The sequence below is a fragment of the Serratia sp. G204Y genome, assembly GCF_051172435.1.
Taxonomy (GTDB): Bacteria; Pseudomonadota; Gammaproteobacteria; order Enterobacterales; family Enterobacteriaceae; genus Serratia; species Serratia sarumanii.
Map to the genome: position 1 here is coordinate 131,459 of NZ_JBPIZA010000004.1, position 21,706 is coordinate 153,164.

General features: G+C 60.3%; 23 protein-coding genes. 1 reads left to right on the plus strand and 22 read right to left on the minus strand.

Features of this window, described 5'->3' with window-relative positions; translation table 11 throughout:
* Window positions 1–21: 21 nt before the first annotated feature.
* From der to trmJ, 20 genes are all read right to left on the minus strand, one after another.
* Window positions 22–1,512, minus strand: coding sequence for a ribosome biogenesis GTPase Der (gene der, locus ACSBQQ_RS18920; RefSeq protein ID WP_004941442.1), 1,491 nt, complete (start codon window positions 1,510–1,512; stop codon window positions 22–24).
* A 131-nt stretch (window positions 1,513–1,643) separates the two neighbouring features.
* The gene (gene bamB / locus ACSBQQ_RS18925; RefSeq protein WP_033635590.1) at window positions 1,644–2,825 is read right to left on the minus strand and encodes an outer membrane protein assembly factor BamB; all 1,182 of its coding nucleotides are present in this window, start codon (window positions 2,823–2,825) and stop codon (window positions 1,644–1,646) included.
* A gap of 11 nt (window positions 2,826–2,836) precedes the next feature.
* Window positions 2,837–3,457, minus strand: a complete 621-nt coding sequence (locus tag ACSBQQ_RS18930; protein ID WP_033635592.1) for a YfgM family protein — start codon at window positions 3,455–3,457, stop codon at window positions 2,837–2,839.
* Window positions 3,458–3,470: 13 nt separating this feature from the next.
* Window positions 3,471–4,745, minus strand: a complete 1,275-nt coding sequence (gene hisS / locus ACSBQQ_RS18935) for a histidine--tRNA ligase (protein WP_033635593.1) — start codon at window positions 4,743–4,745, stop codon at window positions 3,471–3,473.
* A 139-nt stretch (window positions 4,746–4,884) separates the two neighbouring features.
* On the minus strand, window positions 4,885–6,006 hold the full coding sequence (gene ispG / locus ACSBQQ_RS18940) for a flavodoxin-dependent (E)-4-hydroxy-3-methylbut-2-enyl-diphosphate synthase (RefSeq protein ID WP_016929756.1): 1,122 nt from the start codon (window positions 6,004–6,006) through the stop codon (window positions 4,885–4,887).
* 47 nt (window positions 6,007–6,053) lie between these two features.
* Entirely contained in the window at window positions 6,054–7,028 is a 975-nt protein-coding gene (gene rodZ, locus ACSBQQ_RS18945; RefSeq protein ID WP_060428974.1) for a cytoskeleton protein RodZ, read from the minus strand.
* Window positions 7,018–7,767: a type IV pilus biogenesis/stability protein PilW gene (pilW, locus tag ACSBQQ_RS18950; protein WP_033648962.1), complete on the minus strand. Its 750-nt coding sequence runs from the start codon at window positions 7,765–7,767 to the stop codon at window positions 7,018–7,020. The genes rodZ and pilW overlap by 11 nt, the downstream gene beginning before the upstream one ends.
* 98 nt (window positions 7,768–7,865) lie before the next feature.
* On the minus strand, window positions 7,866–9,062 hold the full coding sequence (locus tag ACSBQQ_RS18955; RefSeq protein ID WP_004941426.1) for a bifunctional tRNA (adenosine(37)-C2)-methyltransferase TrmG/ribosomal RNA large subunit methyltransferase RlmN: 1,197 nt from the start codon (window positions 9,060–9,062) through the stop codon (window positions 7,866–7,868).
* Window positions 9,063–9,299: 237 nt separating this feature from the next.
* On the minus strand, window positions 9,300–9,725 hold the full coding sequence (gene ndk, locus ACSBQQ_RS18960; protein ID WP_004941424.1) for a nucleoside-diphosphate kinase: 426 nt from the start codon (window positions 9,723–9,725) through the stop codon (window positions 9,300–9,302).
* 162 nt (window positions 9,726–9,887) lie between these two features.
* The gene (gene sseB, locus ACSBQQ_RS18965; RefSeq protein ID WP_033648917.1) at window positions 9,888–10,718 is read right to left on the minus strand and encodes an enhanced serine sensitivity protein SseB; all 831 of its coding nucleotides are present in this window, start codon (window positions 10,716–10,718) and stop codon (window positions 9,888–9,890) included.
* 89 nt (window positions 10,719–10,807) lie between these two features.
* Window positions 10,808–12,103: an aminopeptidase PepB gene (gene pepB / locus ACSBQQ_RS18970; RefSeq protein WP_033635597.1), complete on the minus strand. Its 1,296-nt coding sequence runs from the start codon at window positions 12,101–12,103 to the stop codon at window positions 10,808–10,810.
* A 300-nt stretch (window positions 12,104–12,403) separates the two neighbouring features.
* Window positions 12,404–12,604, minus strand: a complete 201-nt coding sequence (gene iscX / locus ACSBQQ_RS18975) for a Fe-S cluster assembly protein IscX (protein ID WP_435013458.1) — start codon at window positions 12,602–12,604, stop codon at window positions 12,404–12,406.
* 32 nt (window positions 12,605–12,636) lie between these two features.
* Window positions 12,637–12,972, minus strand: coding sequence for an ISC system 2Fe-2S type ferredoxin (gene fdx, locus ACSBQQ_RS18980; protein ID WP_004941417.1), 336 nt, complete (start codon window positions 12,970–12,972; stop codon window positions 12,637–12,639).
* 2 nt (window positions 12,973–12,974) lie between these two features.
* On the minus strand, window positions 12,975–14,825 hold the full coding sequence (hscA, locus tag ACSBQQ_RS18985; protein WP_060428976.1) for a Fe-S protein assembly chaperone HscA: 1,851 nt from the start codon (window positions 14,823–14,825) through the stop codon (window positions 12,975–12,977).
* 32 nt (window positions 14,826–14,857) lie between these two features.
* Window positions 14,858–15,379 carry a co-chaperone HscB gene (gene hscB, locus ACSBQQ_RS18990; RefSeq protein ID WP_033648919.1) on the minus strand — a complete coding sequence of 174 codons (522 nt, stop codon included), beginning with the start codon at window positions 15,377–15,379 and terminating at the stop codon, window positions 14,858–14,860.
* 62 nt (window positions 15,380–15,441) lie between these two features.
* Entirely contained in the window at window positions 15,442–15,765 is a 324-nt protein-coding gene (gene iscA / locus ACSBQQ_RS18995; RefSeq protein ID WP_004941410.1) for an iron-sulfur cluster assembly protein IscA, read from the minus strand.
* A 54-nt stretch (window positions 15,766–15,819) separates the two neighbouring features.
* Complete coding sequence (gene iscU / locus ACSBQQ_RS19000) at window positions 15,820–16,206, minus strand: Fe-S cluster assembly scaffold IscU (protein WP_033635600.1); 387 nt, start codon at window positions 16,204–16,206, stop codon at window positions 15,820–15,822.
* Window positions 16,207–16,230: 24 nt separating this feature from the next.
* A complete protein-coding gene (iscS, locus tag ACSBQQ_RS19005; RefSeq protein WP_033654284.1) occupies window positions 16,231–17,445 on the minus strand; it encodes a cysteine desulfurase in 1,215 nt (404 codons plus the stop codon).
* Between the two features lie 54 nt (window positions 17,446–17,499).
* On the minus strand, window positions 17,500–17,994 hold the full coding sequence (gene iscR / locus ACSBQQ_RS19010) for a Fe-S cluster assembly transcriptional regulator IscR (protein ID WP_004941404.1): 495 nt from the start codon (window positions 17,992–17,994) through the stop codon (window positions 17,500–17,502).
* Between the two features lie 193 nt (window positions 17,995–18,187).
* Window positions 18,188–18,922: a tRNA (cytosine(32)/uridine(32)-2'-O)-methyltransferase TrmJ gene (gene trmJ / locus ACSBQQ_RS19015; RefSeq protein WP_025303916.1), complete on the minus strand. Its 735-nt coding sequence runs from the start codon at window positions 18,920–18,922 to the stop codon at window positions 18,188–18,190.
* A gap of 119 nt (window positions 18,923–19,041) precedes the next feature.
* Here trmJ and suhB point away from each other — a divergent pair, with 119 nt between their 5' ends.
* On the plus strand, window positions 19,042–19,845 hold the full coding sequence (suhB, locus tag ACSBQQ_RS19020; RefSeq protein ID WP_004941400.1) for an inositol-1-monophosphatase: 804 nt from the start codon (window positions 19,042–19,044) through the stop codon (window positions 19,843–19,845).
* A gap of 55 nt (window positions 19,846–19,900) precedes the next feature.
* Here the strand turns inward: suhB and ACSBQQ_RS19025 are convergent, their stop codons facing one another.
* Entirely contained in the window at window positions 19,901–20,923 is a 1,023-nt protein-coding gene (locus ACSBQQ_RS19025) for a nickel/cobalt transporter (protein ID WP_060428978.1), read from the minus strand.
* Complete coding sequence (locus tag ACSBQQ_RS19030; protein ID WP_033651572.1) at window positions 20,914–21,549, minus strand: DUF1007 family protein; 636 nt, start codon at window positions 21,547–21,549, stop codon at window positions 20,914–20,916. Before ACSBQQ_RS19030 ends, ACSBQQ_RS19025 begins: the two co-directional genes overlap by 10 nt.
* Between the last annotated feature and the right edge of the window lie 157 nt (window positions 21,550–21,706).

Consider the following 21,706-nt stretch of genomic DNA (forward strand, 5'->3'; position numbering starts at 1 on the left):
TGCCGCGCCCCTCATGAGCGATTACTTGCTCTTTTTCAGGTGGCTCATCAGGCGCTTGCGCTTACGCATCTGGGTCGGCGTCAGCAGGTTGCGTTTGCCGGCGAACGGGTTGTCGCCCTCTTTGAACTGGATGCGGATCGGCGTCCCCATCACGTTCAGCGAGCGGCGGAAGTAGTTCATCAGGTAGCGTTTGTACGAATCGGCCAGATCGCTGACCTGGTTGCCGTGGATCACCACGATCGGCGGGTTGTAACCACCGGCGTGAGCATATTTCAGCTTCACACGGCGGCCGCGCACCAGCGGTGGCTGGTGATCGTCAACCGCCATCTGCATGATTTTGGTCAGCATCGAGGTGTTTACGCGGCGGGTTGCGCACTCGTAGGCTTCCTGCACCGATTCGAACAGGTTGCCGACGCCGCTGCCGTGCAGCGCGGAAATGAAGTGCACGCGCGCGAAGTCAACGAAGCCCAGACGCAGGTCGAGCATCTCTTTCACGTGCTCGCGATCTTCTTCACTCATGCCGTCCCACTTGTTGACCGCAATCACCAGTGAGCGCCCACTATTGAGGATAAAGCCGAGCAGCGAGAGATCCTGATCGGAGATGCCTTCACGCGCGTCGATCACCAGCAGCACCACGTTGGCGTCTTCAATCGCCTGCAGGGTCTTGATCACCGAGAACTTCTCGACGGTTTCAGTCACCTTGCCGCGTTTACGCACCCCGGCGGTGTCGATCAGCACGTATTCGCGTTCGTCACGCACCATCGGAATGTAGATGCTGTCGCGGGTAGTGCCCGGCATGTCATACACCACCACGCGCTCCTCGCCGAGGATGCGGTTAGTGAGCGTAGACTTACCGACGTTCGGACGGCCGACGATCGCCAGCTTGATCGGCAGATCCTGCGGGTTGAACGCTTCTTCTGGCTCTTCGTCTTCTTCGCCTTCCAGCGTTTCGCCGTTTTGCTCGGCCCAGTAAGCGGCGTTGGCCTCTTCCTCGGTCAGCTCGACGTCTTCCGGTTTTTCCGGCACGAACGGCACCAGCACGTGTTCGATCAGTTGGGTCACGCCACGGCCGTGGGAAGCGGCGATAGCGAACACTTCACCCAGGCCGAGCGAGTAGAAATCGGCGGTGGCGGTGTCCGGATCCAGACCGTCGGTCTTGTTGGCCACCAGGAAGGTCGCCTTCTGGCGGCTGCGCAGGTGCTGGGCGATGCCCTGATCCGCCGGCATCAGGCCGGCGCGGGCGTCGACCATGAACAGCACGATGTCCGCCTCTTCGATCGCCAGCAGCGACTGACCGGCCATGCGCGTTTCGACGCCGTCTTCGGTGCCGTCGATACCGCCGGTATCGACGATGATGAATTCATTGCCTTCGATTTCAGCACGACCATACTTGCGGTCACGCGTCAGCCCCGGGAAATCCGCCACCAGCGCATCGCGCGTATGGGTTAAACGGTTGAACAAGGTGGATTTACCCACATTCGGGCGCCCGACCAGCGCGACGACAGGTATCATTGTTGAAGCCTCATTACTTAATAATCAATGCGTTACTGCACTGTGGATAGACACCAGCGGTGCAGCTTATAAAAATACGAAACGGCCCCTGAACATTCAGGAGCCGTTTTCAAGCCTTGCGACGAGCGGCGTTAGCGGGTGAAAGCGTAAACTTTCCCGCCGCGAGCCTGGATGATCAGCTTGTCGCCGGCCACCATCGGCGCAGACAGGAAGCCGGAACTGTCCACTTCCTGCTGGGCGACAAAACGGCCATCGGTGGTGTTAATCCAGTGCAGATAACCTTCGGCGTCACCGGTCACCAGATAACCATTATACATCACCGGCGGCGTCAGGTTGCGGTGCAACAGATCGCTCTGCGTCCACACGGTCACGCCGCCTTCGGTGCTGAGCGCGACTACGCGATCGTTCTGGTCGATCAGGTAGATGCGGCCCGCGTCGACGATGAAATCGTTCACCGAACCCAGCTCGCGTTTCCAGATAATCTGGCCGGAACGCAGATCCAGCGCCGTCAGGTTGCCGTTGTAGCCCAGCGCGTAGACCACGCCGTCAACGATCACCGGCGTGGTGTCCACGTCGTTCAGGCGATCGATTTCGGTCGCGCCGCTCGGCTGAGAAATACGCTGTTGCCAGATCAGTTGGCCCTGCTGCATCAGCACGGCGCTGACGCGGCCGTTGTCACCGCCGACGATGGCGGCGCCAAAGGCGACGGCCGGCGCGGATTCACCGCGCAGCGACAGCGAAGGCATGTCCAGGTTAACCGTCCATTTCACCGCGCCGTCGGCTTCGTTCAACGCCTGCAGCATGCCGTTGGAGGTGTGCACCAACACCATGCCGTCGCTGACAACCGGACGGGAGATCGCTTCGCCGGCCACTTTAGTCTGCCAGGCGATGGCGCCGTCGGCGGTGTTCAATGCGTAAACCACCGCTTTTTCGCTGCCGACGTAAACCTTGTCACCCGCGACCGTCAGGCCGCCGGACAGCAGCGCAGACAGGTTGCTGGAGAAGAAACCGGTCTTCTCGGAGAGATTGACCTTCCACTTCTCATTGCCGCTGTCGGCATCCATCGCTTTCACGATGCCGAAGCGATCGGCGGCGTAAATGGTGCTGTCCTGATAGGCCGGACGCAGGTGGGAGTAATACTCACCGATGCCGTCGCCCACCGAGGTGCTCCACGCCTTGCTCGGCGTAAACTGATTTTCAACTTTCGGCAACGGCGACATGGTAACCACGTCTTCTTCGCTGTTAAACAGCGAGCAACCACTCAGCAAGGCAGCGGAAACCAGTCCGACCAAGAGTGTTTTACGCAATTGCATGGGAATTCCCCTTAGCTGGACAAGTTATTCAATTTCATGCGCAGCAGAACCTGCAGCGCCTGAGAAGCGTTGGACTCAATGCCCTTGCTGTAAGCTTCGCGCGCGCCCTTGGCGTCGCCCTTGGCCAGCAGCACATCGCCGCGCACATCCTGCATCATCGCCGCCCAGCCTTCGCCTTTCACGCCATCCAGCGTTTTCAGCGCTTCATCCAGCTTTTTCTCCTGCAGCTGGACGCGCGCCAGACGCAGGTCGATCATCGCCAACAGGTTGTCGTCTTTGGTCTGGCCCTGCGCCAGCGCCAATTGCTGTTCCGCCTTGGCGAAATCATTCTGTTCGACAAAGTGCTTGGCCAACTGCAGCGCGGCCAATACGCCGTAGCTGTTGCCGTTAGCCTGGACAAATTTCTCCGCGGCAGCCACGTCATCCGGCTTGCCGGCCGCCAGACGATCGCTGGCTTCCTGATAGGATTGCGACGCAGCCATCATGTTGGAGTTTTCATGGCTCTGCCAGTAACGCCAGCCAACCAGGGCACCAATTCCGAGCACCACGCCCACCGCCAGCGCTTTGCCGTTCTCGGCAAAGAACCGACGCAGTGCGTCGACTTGTTCGTTTTCAGTGGTATAGACTTCCACGGTGTCCTTCTCCTTAACCTAACATCAAAGCCAGACGCGCAGCGACTTCGCTTTGCGCCAGCGTTTCTTGTTCACCACTGCGCAGGTCTTTCACCACCACCTGCTGCGCCGCCACTTCGCTCTCACCCAGGATCAGCGCGATGCGCGCGCCCCATTTGTCCGCACGGGTGATCTGCTTCTTGAAGTTGCCGCCGCCGTAATTGGTCATCAGCTTCAGCTGCGGCGCCGCGTCGCGCACCTGTTCAGCCAGCTGCATCGCCGCGCTCTGGGTGCCCGCGCCGGAAGAGATGACGTACACGTCGATAGCCGACGGCGCCTTGAATTCCGGGTTAACCGCCTGCACCAGCAACACCAGGCGTTCGAGGCCCATGGCGAAACCGACCGCCGGGGTGGCGCGGCCGCCCAGTTGCTCGACCAGGCCGTCGTAACGGCCGCCCGCGCAGACGGTGCCCTGCGCGCCCAGGCTGGTGGTTACCCACTCAAACACGGTGCGGTTGTAGTAATCCAGACCGCGCACCAGGCGCTCGTTAACGGTATATGGGATACCTGCCTGCGCCAAAAGTTCACACAGACCGGCGAAGTGAGCACGGGATTCTTCATCCAGGTACTCGGACAGGCGCGGCGCGTCGTTCAGCAGCGCCTGCACCTCAGGATTCTTGGAGTCCAGCACGCGCAGCGGGTTGCTGTACATGCGGCGTTTGCAGTCTTCGTCCAGCACCTCGACGTGCTGCTCCAGGAATGCCACCAACGCGTCGCGGTAGTTGGCGCGCGCCTCCAGCGAACCGATGGAGTTCAGCTCCAGCTTGACGTGCTCGGCGATGCCCAGCGCTTTCCACCAGCGGGCCGTCAGCAGGATCAGCTCGGCGTCGACGTCCGGGCCTTGCAGGCCGAACACTTCCGCGCCCAGCTGATGGAACTGACGGTAACGGCCCTTCTGCGGGCGCTCGTAGCGGAACATCGGGCCGATGTACCACAGACGCTGTTCCTGATTGTACAGCAGACCATGTTCGATGCCGGCGCGCACGCAGCCGGCCGTCCCTTCCGGACGCAGCGTCAGGCTTTCGCCGTTGCGGTCTTCGAAGGTATACATCTCTTTTTCCACGACGTCGGTCACTTCACCGATCGCGCGTTTGAATAACGGGGTCTGCTCTACAATCGGCAACCGGATTTCGCTGTAACCGTAGCTGCCCAGCACCTGCTTGAGGGTGCCTTCAATACGCTGCCATAATGCCGTTTCTTCCGGCAGGTAGTCGTTCATGCCGCGAATGGCTTGAATGTTCTTTGCCACGTGAGTTCTCTGTCCGTTGTCTGTAAAAATGAACCTGATTATAGGGACTTTGCCGCCCGGTATTCAACGCGGATGCGGTTTTCTGCCCTTCAGGTTCATAAACAAGCGGGCCAACAGGCCCGCCGTGTAGCGATAACGCTTATTTTTCCAGCAGGTTGACCGTGATGCGGTTGCTTTCGTCCATCATCGCGGCCTTGGCGCGAATTTTCGCTTCCAGCTGGTCGATCATCTGTTCGTTGTCGAAACGCTCTTTCTGGCGCACGCCGTCTTCATAGAAGCCGCTCTTCTTGTGGCCGCCGGTTACGCCCATGGTGGACACCAGCGCTTCGCCCGGGCCGTTCACCACGCAGCCGATGATCGAGACGTCCATCGGCGTGATGATGTCTTCCAGGCGCTGCTCCAGCGCGTTCACCGTGCCGATCACGTCGAATTCCTGACGCGAACAGGTCGGGCAGGCGATGAAGTTGATGCCGCGCGCGCGGATGCGCAGCGACTTCAGGATATCAAAACCGACCTTCACCTCTTCGACCGGATCCGCCGCCAGCGAGATGCGCAGGGTGTCGCCGATGCCTTCAGACAGCAGCATGCCCAGGCCGATGGCCGATTTGACCGACCCGCTGCGCGCGCCGCCGGCTTCGGTGATACCCAGATGCAGCGGCTGATCGATGCGCGACGCCAGCAGGCGGTAGGATTGCACCGCCAGGAACACGTCCGACGCCTTGACGCTGACCTTGAACTGGTCGAAGTTGAGGCGATCGAGGATGTCCACGTGGCGCATGGCGGATTCCAGCAGCGCTTCCGGCGTAGGTTCGCCGTACTTTTCCTGCAGGTCTTTCTCCAGCGAGCCGCCGTTGACGCCGATGCGAATCGGGATGTTCTTGTCGCGGGCGCAGTCCACCACCGAGCGAATGCGCGATTCGTTGCCGATGTTGCCCGGGTTGATGCGCAGGCAGTCTACGCCGTATTCGGCAACCTGCAGCGCGATGCGATAATCGAAGTGGATATCGGCGACCAGCGGCACGTTGACCTGCTGCTTGATCAGCTTGAACGCCTCGGCGGCGTCCATGGTAGGAACCGAAACGCGGACGATGTCAACGCCCACGCGCTCCAGCGCTTTAATCTGATTAACCGTTGCTTCAACATCGGTGGTACGGGTGTTGGTCATCGACTGCACGGCAATCGGCGCGCCATCACCAATAGGCACCTTGCCGACGTAAATGCGTGTAGATTTTCGACGGTTGATGGGCGCTTGGTTATGCATTACTTACTCTCCATTGCTGCTCTGACATCACGACCGGTGCCGCGCGATTACTGCGCGGCGACGGTCAGGCGAGCAACACGGTTTGACTTAACGAACCGGCTTAAATCAACCGGTTTACCCTGATACTGGATCTGAACTGCCGCCGGCGCGCCGATGGTCAGTTTATACGGCGCAGTGCCGGTCAGGTTCAGCTTGCCGCCCTGCTTCTGGGTGCCGCTGAACAGCGTCTTACCGCTCGCGTCGGTCACCTGCAGCCAGCAGTCGGCGGAGAAATCCATTACCAGCGCATTCGGATCGGCCGCTGGCGCAGCCACGCCCGCATCGGCGGTCGGCAACGGCGCTTGTGCCGCTGGCGCGGTTTCCGGCAGGGTGGTCTGGCTTGGCGACACCACGGCAGGCTGCTGCTGAGCCGCGCTCGGCGCCTGGGCGGTCGCCGCCGGCGCCTGAGCCGCTGCGCCAGTATCGGCCGGCGCGGCGCTGTTGTCGGTCAACGGCACGTTGGTGCCGGTGTCGGCATTGCCGTCGGTCAGCGGCACGGACTGCCCTTCGTTATTCTGCGAAAGCTGCGCGGAGGACTGATCGGCCATGGTGGCGATCTCTTCCTGCTGGGCCTTGTGGTTTTGCCACCACCAGGCGCCGGTCAGGCCGATCACCACGAACACGATAAGCCAGGTGAAGCTCATCAGCCAGCCGTCGCGTTTCTTGCGGCGCTTGCCCAGCGAGAAGCTTTGCATCGGCGCCACTTTCGCCATCTTCAACGGCGCCTGCTTGGCCAGCATCGGCAGCAGTTCGTCTTCCGGCAAATGCACCAGCTTGGCGTAGGAACGGATGTAGCCGCGCACGAAGGTGGACGCGAGGTCAGCGGACACGCTGTCTTCCTCGATATCGCGCACGGTGGACATTTTGAGACACAGGCGTTCTGCAACGGTCTGTTGGCTCAGCCCGAGTTGCTCACGGGCCTGACGCAGGCGCTGGCCCGTCGTCATGGATACGGTTTTATCTTGGGAGGCTTCAGTATTCATTAGCTAAGAACTGCTGGTACTGTTTGGATTGTGGAAAACTTCGCGCTAGCTGCTTGCCATAGCGTTGAACGCTATCCTGACGGCCGGCTAACGCGGCGAAACGAATCTGTAACCATAAGCTGCTGGCGCTGGCCGGCAGAACATGCTGATAAACATCCAATAAAAGTTGCGACTGGGCGCGCTTCCCTTCTCCAAATTGCTTTTCGGCCTCCGCCAACAGCGGAGTGCCTTTGTCCGGATCGACTTTCAGCGCGCGGCTCAACAGCGTGCGCGCCTCATCGTTTTGTCCGGCCTTGAGAAAACAGTAACCTGCGTTTTCCAGGCTGTCGGCGACCTGGCCATAATCGGGCGCCAGCGCCGCAGCGCTAAACTGCTGTTGCGCCGGTACATACTGCCCTAAACCGCAAAGAAACGCACCGTAATTATTCAATACGGTGCCATTGCCCGGCGCAAGTTTGAGCGCCTGCCGATAACGCTGTTCGGCCGCGGCATTTTCACCGATCCGCTGCTCATAGAGCGCCATGCCCAACTGCGTGCGGTAATCCTGCGGGGCCGCGTCCAGCGCCTTTTCCAGGTTCTGGCGCGCGGCGTTCATATCGCCTTGCTGCAGGTACTCCAGGCCCAGCTGCAACCGCGTCTGGCCCGCCTCAGAGACTTGCGCTTCCTTTTCCGGCGCTGAACCGGAACACCCGGCCAACAACCCGGCCGCCAGCCACACACCCCACAGTTTCAGCTTCATGCCCGCATTCATTTCCTTATCGGCCGTCAGCTAACGCCCGCCAGCGACACGCTTTCGCATAACAGGCTGTTAGATAACAAAAAATGGTGCTATAGGATTCAGACCGCCCGTACGTTGATAGGTTCCCCGGCCATTTTCTTCTTCAGGGTACGCTTGGTACGGTCGATCACTTCACCCGCCAGTTGCCCGCAGGCGGCGTCGATATCGTCACCACGGGTTTTACGAACAATAGTCGTAAAGCCGTATTCCATCAACACCTTGGAGAAACGATCCACCCGGCTGTTGGAGCTGCGGCCGTAAGGGGCGCCCGGGAACGGGTTCCATGGGATCAGGTTGATCTTGCACGGCGTGTCTTTCAGCACTTCCGCCAGCTGATGCGCATCGTCGGTGCTGTCGTTGATATGATCCAGCATCACGTACTCGACGGTCACGCGGCCCTGGTTGGCGTTGGATTTTTCCAGATAGCGACGCACCGCGGACAGGAAGGTCTCGATGTTGTACTTGCGGTTGATCGGCACGATCTCATCGCGGATGGTGTCGTTCGGCGCATGCAGCGAGATCGCCAGCGCCACGTCGATCATGTCGCCCAGCTTGTCCAGCGCCGGCACCACGCCGGAGGTAGACAGGGTCACGCGGCGTTTGGACAGGCCAAAGCCGAAGTCGTCCAGCATGATTTCCATCGCCGGCACCACGTTGTTCAGGTTGAGCAGCGGCTCGCCCATCCCCATCATCACCACGTTGGTGATCGGACGTTGGCCGGTCACCTTCAGCGCGCCGATGATTTTCGCCGCGCGCCACACCTGGCCAATGATTTCCGACACGCGCAGGTTGCGGTTGAAGCCCTGCTGCGCCGTTGAACAGAATTTACACTCCAACGCGCAGCCTACCTGCGAGGAGACGCACAGCGTCGCGCGGTCGGCTTCCGGGATATACACGGTTTCGACCTGCTGATCGCCGACTTTAATCGCCCACTTGATGGTGCCGTCGGCCGAACGCTGTTCTTCCGCCACTTCCGGCGCGCGGATCTCCGCCACGCGCTGCAGCTTGCCACGCAGGACTTTGTTGATATCGGTCATCTGCTCGAAATCGTCGCAGCAGTAGTGGTAAATCCACTTCATCACCTGATCGGCGCGGAACGGTTTCTCGCCCATTTCGGCGAAGAACTCGCGCATTTGCTGGCGGTTCAGGTCCAGCAGGTTGATTTTGGCCGCAGCCGGTTGCTCCACGTTAACGGAGGGGGTAGTCAGCGAATTATTTTCAGACACGGTGTGCTCGGACGTGATGGGTTCTAACATAATGATCTCTGGCCTCGTTATTACACGTTATGGCGCTAAAGAATGGACAGTAAGTTGTGCATTTCAGCCCGCATGATTCGGGTGGCGGCACTAAAAACACGCCCCTGACAAGTCGTCTTATCAGGGGCGCGGCATTGTACAAATTTTAGTAGCGGGTGGCTACGGCTGAAAGGCATTCAGGGCATTTTTATTGTTTCAGCCGGTGAATGCCTGGCTATCAGCTCAGAAACGGCACGATTAACGTGCGCAGATTTCGCTTTCGTTGAAGAAGTAAGCGATTTCGCGCTGAGCAGATTCAACGGAGTCGGAACCGTGCACGGCGTTAGCGGTGAAGCTGTCCGCGTAGTCGGCACGCAGGGTACCGGCCAGCGCGTTGTCCGGGTTGGTTGCGCCCATGATGTCGCGGTTGCGCTGCACGGCGTTTTCAGATTCCAGAACCTGCACCATGATTGGGCCGGAGGTCATGAACTCAACCAGACCGTCGAAGAATGGGCGGCCTTTGTGCTCAGCGTAGAAGCCTTCAGCTTGCTCGCGAGTCAGACGCAGCATTTTAGCGGCGATGATTTTGAAACCGGCGCGCTCGAAACGCGCATAGATAGCGCCGATGTCGTTGTTGGCTACAGCGTTTGGTTTAACGATGGAAAAGGTACGTTCTACGGTCATGATGGCCTCTGTATGACTTCCAAAACAGGCCGGTCTGCAATGTTGCCGGCCTTCTCAAGTGGCGCAGATTATATGTGCGCCGTTAACGCTTGCCTACGGGAAAATCAACATTTCATTAAAAAAATATGATCTTCATGGGCCATTTTCGACAACGTGGCGGCGCTACTGGGTCTTGTCGGTAGACGGGATCAAATTGCGCAGCCAGCTGCCCCAGCGGCGCTGATAAAACGGCTGCGTATGGGAGATCAGATAGTGGCTGATACCGCGCTCTTTCTCCGACACCAGGCAGAAATCCACCGGTTCGTCGTTCGGCGCCGTTTCGCTGGCGACGCTGCCGGCCTCGTTGATCAACGCCTCGATCTCCGCCGACTCGGCGTCCACTTCCAGCCCGATCAGCAAATTCGGCTTCTCGTCCGCCGCCTGGTCGTGCATCAGCGCCAGAAACGCGCGGCGCACCGGCTTGCGCTGGCTGAACAGCGTGGTCAACGCATCCACCATCGCCGACGGATACTCTTCGGGCTGCCCCAGCAGGATTTGGGTCTCTTTGTCGACGTAATGCTCCACCGGTTTGACAATGCCGCCGGTCGCCAGCAGCATCGCCACCTCTTCCGGATAGAACTCCTTGCCGTATTCCGCCTTCGGGTTGAGGAACAGATCAGCGCCCTGGGTGATTTCGAACAGCACCCGCGCCGGCATAGCGATAAACGGCTGTTCGTCCTCAACGGCCTTCTGCAATGCCTCCAGCGAGGTGAAGAACGGAATGATGCTGCCGCCGTCCTGCTTCTCCCAATGCTGGATATTGACCGGCGTATCCGCGTTCAGCGCGATGTCGCCGTCCTGCTGCACCTGCTCGCTGTCGCCGAGGATCAGCACCGTGGCGTCGAGCAATTCACGGAAGAACGCCGGGCGGTGGGCCGGCTCCGTCACCGCCAGCTTCAGCAGGCGTTCAAGTTCGTTCTCGCTCGGGGCGGCATCGTGATGATGGGCACTCATGGCAAACTCCAGGGATCAAATAACGAGGCCCAGCATGCTGGGCCCCGAAGATAATGCGCATTCTAGCGCCCGACGCGGCGGGCGTTCAATTATTTGGCTTTGCTCAGCAGCAGATTGGCCAGGGTACGCACGCCCAAACCGGTCGCGCCGGCCGACCACTGCTCCACCGCGCCTTTGCGGTAGGTGGCGGAACAGTCGATGTGCAGCCAGCCTTGCTGGTAATTCTTGACGAAGTGCGACAGGAAGGCCGCCGCGGTGCTGGCGCCGGCGGTGTAGGCCGGGCCGGCCACGTTGTTCAGCTCGGCGAAGTTGGACGGCAGCTGGCTGCGGTGGAACTCGGCCAGCGGCAGACGCCAGAACGGCTCTTGCTCGGCGGCGGCGCTGCTCAGCAGCTCCTGCGCCAGCGCGTCGTCGAAGCTGAACAGCGCATGGTAATCGTTGCCGACCGCAGTTTTGGCCGCGCCGGTCAGGGTGGCGCAGTCGATAATCAGCTGCGGGTTCTGCTCAGAAGCGTCGATCAGGCCGTCGGCCAACACCAGGCGCCCTTCCGCATCGGTGTTCATCACCTCAACGGTTTTGCCGTTGCGGTAGCGAATGATGTCGCCCAGTTTGAAAGCGTTGCCGCTGACCATGTTGTCGGCGCAGCACAGGTACAGCTTCACGCGCTGCTTCAGGCCGCGCGCCGCCGCCAACGCCAGGGCGCCGGTGATGGTGGCCGCGCCGCCCATGTCAGCCTTCATCGAATCCATAAAGGCGCTCTGTTTCAGGCTATAACCGCCGGTATCGAAGGTGATGCCCTTGCCGACCAGGCAGGCGAACACCGGCGCGTCCGGGTTACCGGTCGGGTTGAAGTCCAGCGCCAGCAGCACCGGTGGGCGCTCGGAGCCGCGGCCGACGGTGTGGATGCCGGCATAGTTCTGCTCGCGCAGATCTTCGCCCTTGGTGATGCGGTAGCTGACGGCATCGCAGCCGACGTCGCACATCAGATCGACGGCGCGGGTCGCCAGTTGCTCTGGCCCCAGCTCTTCCGCCGGCATGTTGATGGTGTCGCGCACCCAGTCAACGATCTTCAGGCGCTTATCCAGCTCCTGACGCGCGGCTTCCGGCAGCTCGGCCCATTCGACGTTGCGCTGCCCTTTCGGCCCGCGGTAACCCTGCCAAAACGCCCAGCTGTTTTCCAAGTCCCAACCGTCGCCGGCCAGCTTGACGTTTTTGATGCCCTGACCGTCAATTTTGCGGCCCGCACGCTGGATCGCGCCCAGCTTGTCGGCGCCGGTCAGGTGGATGGTCATCCCTTCGCCGTTGGTGCTGAGCAGCGCTTTTTCGCCCCAACGGGCGTCGGCAGGTTGTTGCGACAGCGTGACCTGCATGAATTCTGTTGTCATAGCCTTCTTACTCCGGATGTTCCCTTTATTATTTCATTAGGGCTTTATTGCATACCCTATGGATTTCAAATTGCAGCTAGGCGCCCAGCGATCTCATCCCCAGGAGCTTACTCAGGTAAGTGACTGGGGTAAGACAAATCTGCCGGGAGCAGATTTGAACGCTGCTCGCAGCGGCCCCTTGGGGCGTGGCCCACGGATGGGCCACGTAACTACGTGCAGGTAACAACGCTGCGGTTTGAAAGACGACGGGTATGTCGGATACAAAATAAACGGGCCACCCATGGCAGCCCGTTACGCTATTTACTCCGCTTCATCTAACCAGACCAGCAGGATCGCTTCCAGTATTTTTTCGTTGGAAGCCTGCGGATCGTCGTCGAACTCTTCCAGATCGCAGATCCACTGATGCATGTCGGTAAAACGCACGGTTTTCGGATCGGTGTCCGGGTATTGGTCGTACAGGTCTTCGCCGATTTCTCGGCTGTCGGTCCACTTCAGTCCCATTATGATCTCCGGGTTGGCGCTGCGGCTAACAATTAATGCTCACGCGCGTGGTTGACGGTGTAGCGCGGCATTTCGACCACCAGATCTTCGTCGGCGACCAGCGCCTGGCAGCTCAGGCGGCTTTCCGGCTCCAGCCCCCAGGCCTTGTCCAGCATGTCGTCTTCCAGCTCGCTGCTCTCTTCCAGCGAATCGAAGCCTTCACGCACGATGCAGTGGCAGGTGGTGCAGGCGCAGGATTTCTCGCAGGCGTGCTCGATTTCAATGCCGTTGCGCAGCGCAACGTTGAGGATCGACTCCCCTTTTTCAGCTTCCAGAACCGCCCCTTCCGGGCAAAGATCTTGATGGGGCAGGAAAACAATTTTAGGCATGGTTAAACCTCATCCACAGAATGGCCAGCCAGCGCGCGGCGAATGGAAGCGTCCATGCGGCGCGCGGCAAAATCTTGCGTTTGTGCATCTAATGTTTTGATGGCGTCTTCGATAGCGGCGGGATCTTCACCCTGCACCGCCTGCTGCAACGCCTGGGTCGCGGCGGCGATCGCCTGGCTTTCCGCCTCGCTCAGCAGCGCGGCGTCGCTGGCCAGCGCGCCCTGCAGGCTTTCCAGCACCCGCGCGGCTTCCACGCGTTGCTCCGCCAGCTTGCGCGCGCCCACGTCGCTTTGCGCGTTGGCCATCGAATCCTTGATCATGCCGGCGATTTCGCTGTCCGACAGGCCGTAAGACGGTTTCACCTGGATCGAAGCTTCGACGCCGGTGGATTTCTCCATCGCGGTGACGCTCAGCAGACCGTCGGCATCCACCTGGAAGGTGACGCGAATGTGCGCGCCCCCGGCAGGCAGCGGCGGCAGGCCGCGCAGCGTGAAACGCGCCAGCGAACGGCAGTCCTGCACCAGCTCGCGCTCGCCCTGCAGCACGTGGATCATCATCGCGCTCTGGCCGTCTTTAAAGGTGGTGAATTCCTGCGCGCGCGCCACCGGAATGGTGGTGTTGCGCGGGATCACTTTCTCCACCAGACCGCCCATGGTTTCGAGGCCCAGCGACAGCGGGATCACGTCCAGCAGCAGCATGTCGCTGTCCGGCTTGTTGCCCACCAGAATGTCGGCCTGGATCGCGGCGCCGATGGCGACCACTTTATCCGGATCGATCGACGTCAGCGGCGTGCGGCCGAAGAAGGCGCCCACCTGCTCACGCACCAGCGGCACGCGGGTGGAACCGCCGACCATCACCGCTTCCAGCACCTCGTCGGCGGCGACGCCGGCGTCTTTCAGCGCGCGGCGGCAGGCCATCAGCGTGCGTTTCACCAGCGGGGCGATCAGCGCTTCGAACTGGGCGCGGGTCACCTCGCCCTGCCAGCCGGCCACCTCGACGCGCACGCTGTCGGCATCGCTCAACGCGATTTTAGCGGCGATGGCGGCGTCCAGCAGCTGGCGCTGCACGCCGTGGTCGCTGCGATCGGCCACGCCGGCCTGCTCGCGCAGCCAGTCGGCCAGCAGGTGATCGAAGTCGTCGCCGCCCAGCGCGGAATCGCCGCCCGTGGCCAGCACTTCGAACACGCCGCGGCTGAGGCGCAGAATGGAGATATCAAAGGTGCCGCCGCCCAGATCGTAAACCGCGATCACCCCTTCCTGGCCGGAGTCCAGCCCGTAGGCGATCGCCGCCGCGGTCGGTTCGTTCAGCAGGCGCAGGACATGCAGGCCGGCCAGACGCGCCGCGTCTTTGGTGCCCTGGCGCTGCGCGTCGTCGAAGTAGGCGGGAACGGTGATCACCACGCCATCCAGCTCCCCTTCCAGCGCCGCTTGCGCGCGCGCGGACAGGGCCCGCAGGATATCGGCGGAGACGCCGACCGGGTTAACCGGGCCGCCGGCGGTGACGATCAGCGGCAGGTCGTTGTCGCTGGCCTGGAATTGATACGGCAGGTTCGGGTAACGTTGCTGCACGTCCGCCAACGAGCGGCCCATCATGCGCTTGATGGAGCTGACGGTATTGGCCGGATCCTGCGCCGCCTGTTGGCGCGCCTCCCAGCCGACGCGCTGCGCATCCGCCTGATAATGCACCACCGAAGGCAGCAAATGGCGGCCCTGTTCGTCGGCCAGCGTTTCCGCTTGCCCGCTGCGCACCGTGGCGACCAGCGAGTTGGTGGTGCCTAAGTCGATGCCGGCGGCCAGACGTCGCTGGTGCGGCGCGGCGCTGAGGCCAGGCTCACTAATTTGTAATAAGGCCATGTTGAAGCTTCCACAATCAGAATCAGAAGGTGTTACTCAAAACCCAGCAGTTTTTCTTCGAGTTGTTCAACCTGTTGCTGGAGTTTGTCCAAAAAGCGCAGCTTGCGCACGGTGTCGGCGGCGTCCGCCCACAGCTCGCCGTCCAGCTGCTGCAGCATCAGCGCGCTGCGCTGTTTGATGGAGACAGCCAGCCGCGCGCCGAAATCGGCCAGCAGGCTTTCCGCCTCCGGCTTGCGCTCAATGGCGTCGAGCTCTTCGCGCAGCTCCAGCTGTTCCATCAGGAACGCGGTGTCGCGCATCGTATGCTGTTCGTTGCCCAGCTCGAAGCCGTGCAAAGATAGCATATACTCCGCGCGTTTTAACGGGTGCTTCAGCGACTGGTAGGCTTCGTTGATGGTCGCCGCCTGCTGCAACGCCATCAGGCGTTCGCGCTCCGGCTGGTTGGCGAAACGATCGGGGTGAAATTGGCGCTGCAGATCCTGGAAGCGGGACGCAAGCAGGCTGCCGTCCACGGTGTAGCGAACTGGCAGCCCGAATAAAGTAAAGTAATCCATAGCGTGCTCTGGGCGTTAGCGGATGAAGTTCCCCCGCCGAAACGGGGGAGCACGATGGACTGTCAGACGTTGAAACTCTCGCCGCAGCCGCATTCGCTTGAGACGTTCGGGTTGTTGAACTTGAAGCCTTCGTTCAGGCCTTCCTTAACGAAATCAAGCTCGGTGCCGTCAAGGTAAACCAGGCTCTTGCCGTCGATGATCACCTTGATGCCTTTGTCTTCAAACACGATGTCGTCATCGTTGGCTTCGTCAACAAATTCCAGCACGTAGGCCATTCCGGAGCAGCCGGAAGTTCGCACTCCCAGACGCAGGCCGAGACCCTTGCCGCGGTTCGTCAAAAACGCCTGAACACGCTGCGCAGCGCTGTCGCTCATGGTAATAGACATCACAACCTCACACTTCAAATCAAAGCCCGGCGTGGCCGGGCCGACTCAGACAAATTACTCGGCGCTATGCTTGCTCTTATAGTCGGCAATCGCTGCTTTGATGGCGTCTTCAGCCAGGATCGAGCAGTGAATTTTGACCGGCGGCAATTCCAGCTCTTCGGCGATCTGGGTGTTTTTGATCGCTTCAGCCTGATCGAGCGACTTGCCTTTCATCCATTCGGTCACCAGCGAGCTGGAGGCGATGGCGGAACCGCAGCCGTAAGTTTTAAAGCGCGCGTCTTCGATGATGCCTTCATCGTTAACCTTGATTTGCAGCTTCATGACGTCGCCGCAAGCCGGTGCCCCTACCATGCCGCTGCCGACGGTAGGATCTTCGTTGTCGAAAGAACCCACGTTGCGCGGGTTTTCATAATGATCGATTACTTTTTCGCTGTAAGCCATGACCTTGCTCCTGAAACCTGAGAATTAATGATGCGCCCATTCGATGCTGTTGATGTCCACGCCCTGCTTGAACATCTCCCACAGCGGAGACAGATCGCGCAGACGGCCGATGGATTTACGCACCAGTTGAATGGTGTAGTCGATCTCTTCTTCCGTGGTGAAACGCCCCAGGGAGAAACGGATCGAGCTGTGCGCCAATTCATCGCTCATGCCCAGCGCGCGCAGCACGTAGGACGGCTCGAGGCTGGCGGAGGTACAGGCTGAACCGGAGGAAACGGCCAGGTCTTTCAGCGCCATGATCAGCGACTCGCCTTCAACGTAGTTGAAGCTGACGTTCAGGATGTTCGGTGCGCCGTGCTCCAGATCGCCGTTCAGATACACTTCTTCCATATCTTTCACGCCGTTCCACAGACGATCGCGCAGGGTGCGCAGACGCGCCATCTCTTCGGTCATCTCTTCTTTGGCGATGCGGTAAGCTTCGCCCATGCCGACGATCTGGTGGACAGGCAGGGTGCCGGAGCGCATGCCGCGCTCGTGACCGCCGCCGTGTATCTGCGCTTCGATGCGGATGCGCGGCTTGCGGCGCACGTACAGCGCGCCGATGCCTTTCGGGCCATAGATTTTGTGGCCGGAGAACGACATCAGATCGACTTTCAGCTTGCTCAGATCGATAGGCAGTTTGCCCACGCTCTGGGTAGCGTCAACGTGGTAGATGATACCGCGCGCGCGGCACATTTCGCCGATCGCTTCGATGTCCTGCACCACGCCGATTTCGTTATTGACGTGCATGATGGAGACCAGAATGGTGTCATCGCGCAGCGCCGCTTCGAGATCCTGCAGGCTGATGATGCCGTTGCTCTGCGGCGCCAGATAGGTCACTTCGAACCCTTCGCGCTCCAGCTGACGGCAGGTGTCCAGCACGGCTTTGTGTTCGGTTTTGCTGGTGATGATGTGCTTGCCTTTTTTCTGGTAGAAATTGGCAGCACCTTTGATCGCCAGGTTGTCGGATTCGGTCGCCCCGGAGGTGAAGACGATTTCGCGTGGGTCGGCGCCCACCAGTTCGGCAATTTGGTTACGGGCGATGTCTACCGCCTCTTCCGCCTGCCAACCGAAACGGTGGGAACGGGAAGCCGGGTTGCCGAAAGTGCCGTCCAGGGTCAAAAACTGCATCATCTTCTCAGCAACGCGCGGGTCAACCGGCGTCGTTGCTGAGTAATCCAGATAAATCGGTAATTTCATTGCTCTTGTGCTCCGTACATCACTTCCAAAAACTAAAATAATTTCGCCAGCTGCTTATGCGCGCAGATTAACGTTGATAGTTTCTTGCGGACGACCGTTGGCCGTGCGGCGCGTATCGTTGTTTTGACGATCCGCCACCACCAGCACTTCCTGGTTGTTGACCAGTTCTGCCAGCGTAATGTTGTTCAGGAACCCGCTGATGCGCTCGCTCAGATCGCGCCACAGGGCGTGGGTCAAGCAGCGATCGCCGCCCTGACAGCCTTCTTTGCCCTGGCACCGGGTTGCATCTACCGATTCATCGACGGCAGTGATGACAGCGCCAACGGCGATCTCACCCGCGTCTTTACCCAGCAGATAACCACCGCCCGGGCCGCGCACGCTGGCCACCAGGCCATTCTTGCGCAGACGGGAGAATAATTGTTCCAGATAAGAGAGCGAAATACCCTGGCGTTCGGAAATGTCCGCCAGTGGCACCGGCCCTTCCTGGGAATGCAGCGCTACGTCGAGCATAGCGGTTACGGCATAACGGCCTTTGGATGTCAGTCTCATAGCTCAATGGTTACCTGTTGGTCAAATATGGCCGAAAGTCTGACATTCCTGAGTAAAACAGTCAACTATTTAACCTAGTAATTGACTCAAGTATTAGCACGTTTTGAACTTAGCAAGAACAAAGGTATATAAAATACATGTTATAACCTTTGGATAACTAATACTATTGTCACCCGCCGCTATGCCACATCAATTAATTACCTTGATGTTTATCCTGTTTCTCGATCGACGTCAGCATGCCGCGCAGGATATTCAGCTCCTGCCCTTCCGGGCGCGCGCGGGTGAACAGCCGACGCAGGCGGCTCATCACCTGGCCCGGATGGGACGGGCGAATAAAGCCGGTGCGCTGCAGCGTCTGCTCCAGGTGCTGATAGAAACGCTCGAGGTCGTCCACCAGCGGGTACGGCGTCTCTTCCAGCTGCGGCGCGCCCGCCTGTTGGCGATCGAGGTAAGCCACGCGCACTTCATACGCCAGGATCTGCACCGCCATCGCCAGGTTCAGCGAGCTGTAGTCCGGGTTGGCCGGAATGGCGACGTGGTAGTGGCACTTCTGCAATTCATCGTTGGTCAGCCCGACGCGTTCGCGGCCGAACACCAGCGCCACCGGCGCGTGCTCGCCCTCGTGCACCGCGCGCACGCCGCATTCACGCGGCTCCAGCATCGGCCACGGCAAGGTGCGAGAACGGGCGCTGGTGCCCACCACCAGGCTACAGCCGGCGATGGCGTCATCGAGGGTGTCGACGATAGTGGCGTTGCCGATCACGTCGCTGGCGCCGGCGGCCAGGGCGATGGCCTGAGAATCGGGTTTGATCAGCGGATTAACCAGATAAAGGTTGGTTAAACCCATGGTTTTCATGGCTCTGGCGGTCGAGCCCATGTTGCCGGTATGTGAAGTCTCTACCAGAACAATGCGGATATTGTGCAGCATACAAACTCTGAGCGTGGCGGAAAATCGCAGCATCTTAACACAGCCATAGGCAATTTGCCGAACAGCTGCTATACTTCGCGCCGTTTCCTGTTCTTTAACATCCTAGTTGGAAGATACCCATGCATCCGATGCTGACTATCGCCGTGCGCGCTGCGCGCAAGGCCGGTAACCTGATTGCCAAAAACTACGAAACCCCGGACGCTGTAGAAGCGAGCCAGAAAGGGACCAATGACTTCGTCACCAACGTCGATCGCGATGCAGAGCATCTGATCATCGACGTCATCCGCAAGTCTTATCCGCAACACAGTATCGTGAGCGAAGAACGCGGTGAGCTGATCGGCGAAGATCGCGATGTGCAATGGGTGATCGATCCACTGGATGGCACGGCAAACTTCATCAAACGTTTCCCTCATTTCTCCGTTTCCATCGCCGTACGCATCAAAGGCCGTACTGAAGTGGCCGTGGTTTACGATCCGATGCGCAACGAACTGTTCACCGCCACTCGCGGCCAGGGCGCACAGCTCAACGGCTACCGCCTGCGCGGCACCAACGCCAAAGATCTGGATGGCACCATCCTGGCGACCGGCTTCCCGTTCAAGGTCAAACAGCACGCAACGCCTTACATCAACATCGTCGGCAAGCTGTTCACCCAGTGCGCAGACTTCCGCCGCACCGGTTCCGCGGCGCTGGATCTGGCCTATGTGGCCGCCGGCCGCGTAGACGGTTTCTTCGAAATCGGCCTGAAGCCGTGGGATTTCGCCGCGGGCGAACTGCTGGTGCGTGAAGCCGGCGGCCTGGTGACCGACTTCGTCGGCGGCCACAACCACTTCAGCTCCGGCAACGTGGTGGCAGGCAACCCGCGCGTAGTGAAAGCCATGCTGGCCACCATGCGTGAAGAACTGAGCGAAGCGCTGAAGCGTTAATCGCCAGAAGCGAATCGAAAAAAGCGCTGCCGATGCAGCGCTTTTTTTATGCCCGTTAGCGGGAGAAGGGACGGATGCCGCCGCCGAATTCCGGCTGCGCGCTGACGTACAGCAACAGCCCGGCGGCCAGCAGGATCAGGCCGCCGGCCAGCGCCAACGCCCCCCAGGCCACCGCGCTCCAGGCGGCGGGCGCGCGCGAACGGCTGAGGCGCACCGCCAGCCGGCGGCTGTAATGTACCAGCAGCGCCAGCATCGAGATGGTCAACGAGGTGCCGAACGCCATCGCCAGCGCGGAGATCACTCCCCAGCCGAACACGCCGATCACTTTGGAGAACAGCAGCACCAAAATCGCCCCCGAACAGGGGCGCATGCCCATCGCCAGCACGATGGCGGCCTGAGTGCGCCAGTCGCTTCCCGCCTGCAGCTCGCTGTCGCTCGGCAGATGCCGGTGGCCGCAGCCGCAATTGGCGCTGTGCACATGATCCGCCGCCAGCGGCGTCAGGCTGTTGATGCGCAGCGCCGGCGCCGGGCTCATCGCCTTGATCGCCGCAAACAGGCGTTTCAGCGCGCGCCAACTCAGCAGCACGCCAAGCAGCATCACCAGAATAAAGCTGCCCTTTTCCAGCCAGAAGCTGCTTTGGTGCAGCTGGCGCGAAGAGAGCTGCAATACCACCAGCATCAGCGTGACCAGCGCGATCGCTACCCCGCCCTGCACCAGCGAGGCGGCGAAGGTCAGCTTCAGGCTGCTTTTCAGCCGCGCCGGATGGGTGGCCAGGTAGGTGGCGATCACCACTTTGCCGTGGCCGGGGCCGAGCGCATGCAAGACGCCATAGCCGAGGCTGAACAGCATCAGCGCCAGCCCGGCCTGCTGCGGCGCGGCCTTCACCTGCTGCAACAGCCCCGCCATCTGCTGGTGCAGCGCTTTTTGCCATACCACGCTCTGCATCAGCAGCTGCGGCCAATAGTGCCACGCCAGCAGCGCGGCGGCCGCCAGCGCCAGCGTGAACGGCAGCAGCGGCCACAGGCCGAAGGCCCAGTGGCGCCGGCTCGTCGTCGGTTGCGAGAGATTTAACGACATTGCAGCGTCACCCGCTGGGCGAACTGCTGCCCCAGCGCCAGGTCTTCACCGGGCGAGTCGTTCTTGTCGAGCGACAGCGCATAGGCCTGCAGCGACGCATTCGGCTTCGGCGTCATCAGCTTGTAGCTGCACAGCTGCGCCATCTCCGGCGGCAGATGCAGCGCATTTTGGTCTTTATAGGTCATATCCACGAAATAAGTCGGATCGTAAGTAGAAAGTTCGAACGGCTTGCCCGCCAGCGGCTGCGGCTCGGCCAACGGCAGCACGAACTCCAGCACCGCCTGGTTGCCCTGGCGCGACAGGTGATATTCGCTGGGCAAGTTCAGGTATTTCACCGGTTTGCCGTCGCGGTAAAGATCGGTGAAATAGTGCTGCCCCAGCACGTTGGCCATCACTTCCGCCGCCAGTTTTTTCCACACTTCCGAATCGCTCTTGGCGTTTTTCGCATCGTAGAGCAGATCCGCCGAGGTGATTTCATCCATCACCCACACCATTTTCAGGCCGACCAGCCGCTGGTCTTTGGCGACGAAGGTGGTATTCATGTCGATAAAGCTGTGCGGATGAGCGATCGCACCGGCGCTGAACACGGCGCCGAAGGCAGCCAAAAGACGACGTAACTTCATCATTATCCTGTCTTACCTGCATTTGTTATAATGTAACACAAATAGATGCCTGACGGCCCGCCTCTCCCGGCGATATTTGTGACGAAAGTTGTAAGCCGAAGTAAAAGCCGCGCGGTAATCCTGCCGTCACAAAGCCTTTTGCTATGCTTAGGCATAATCG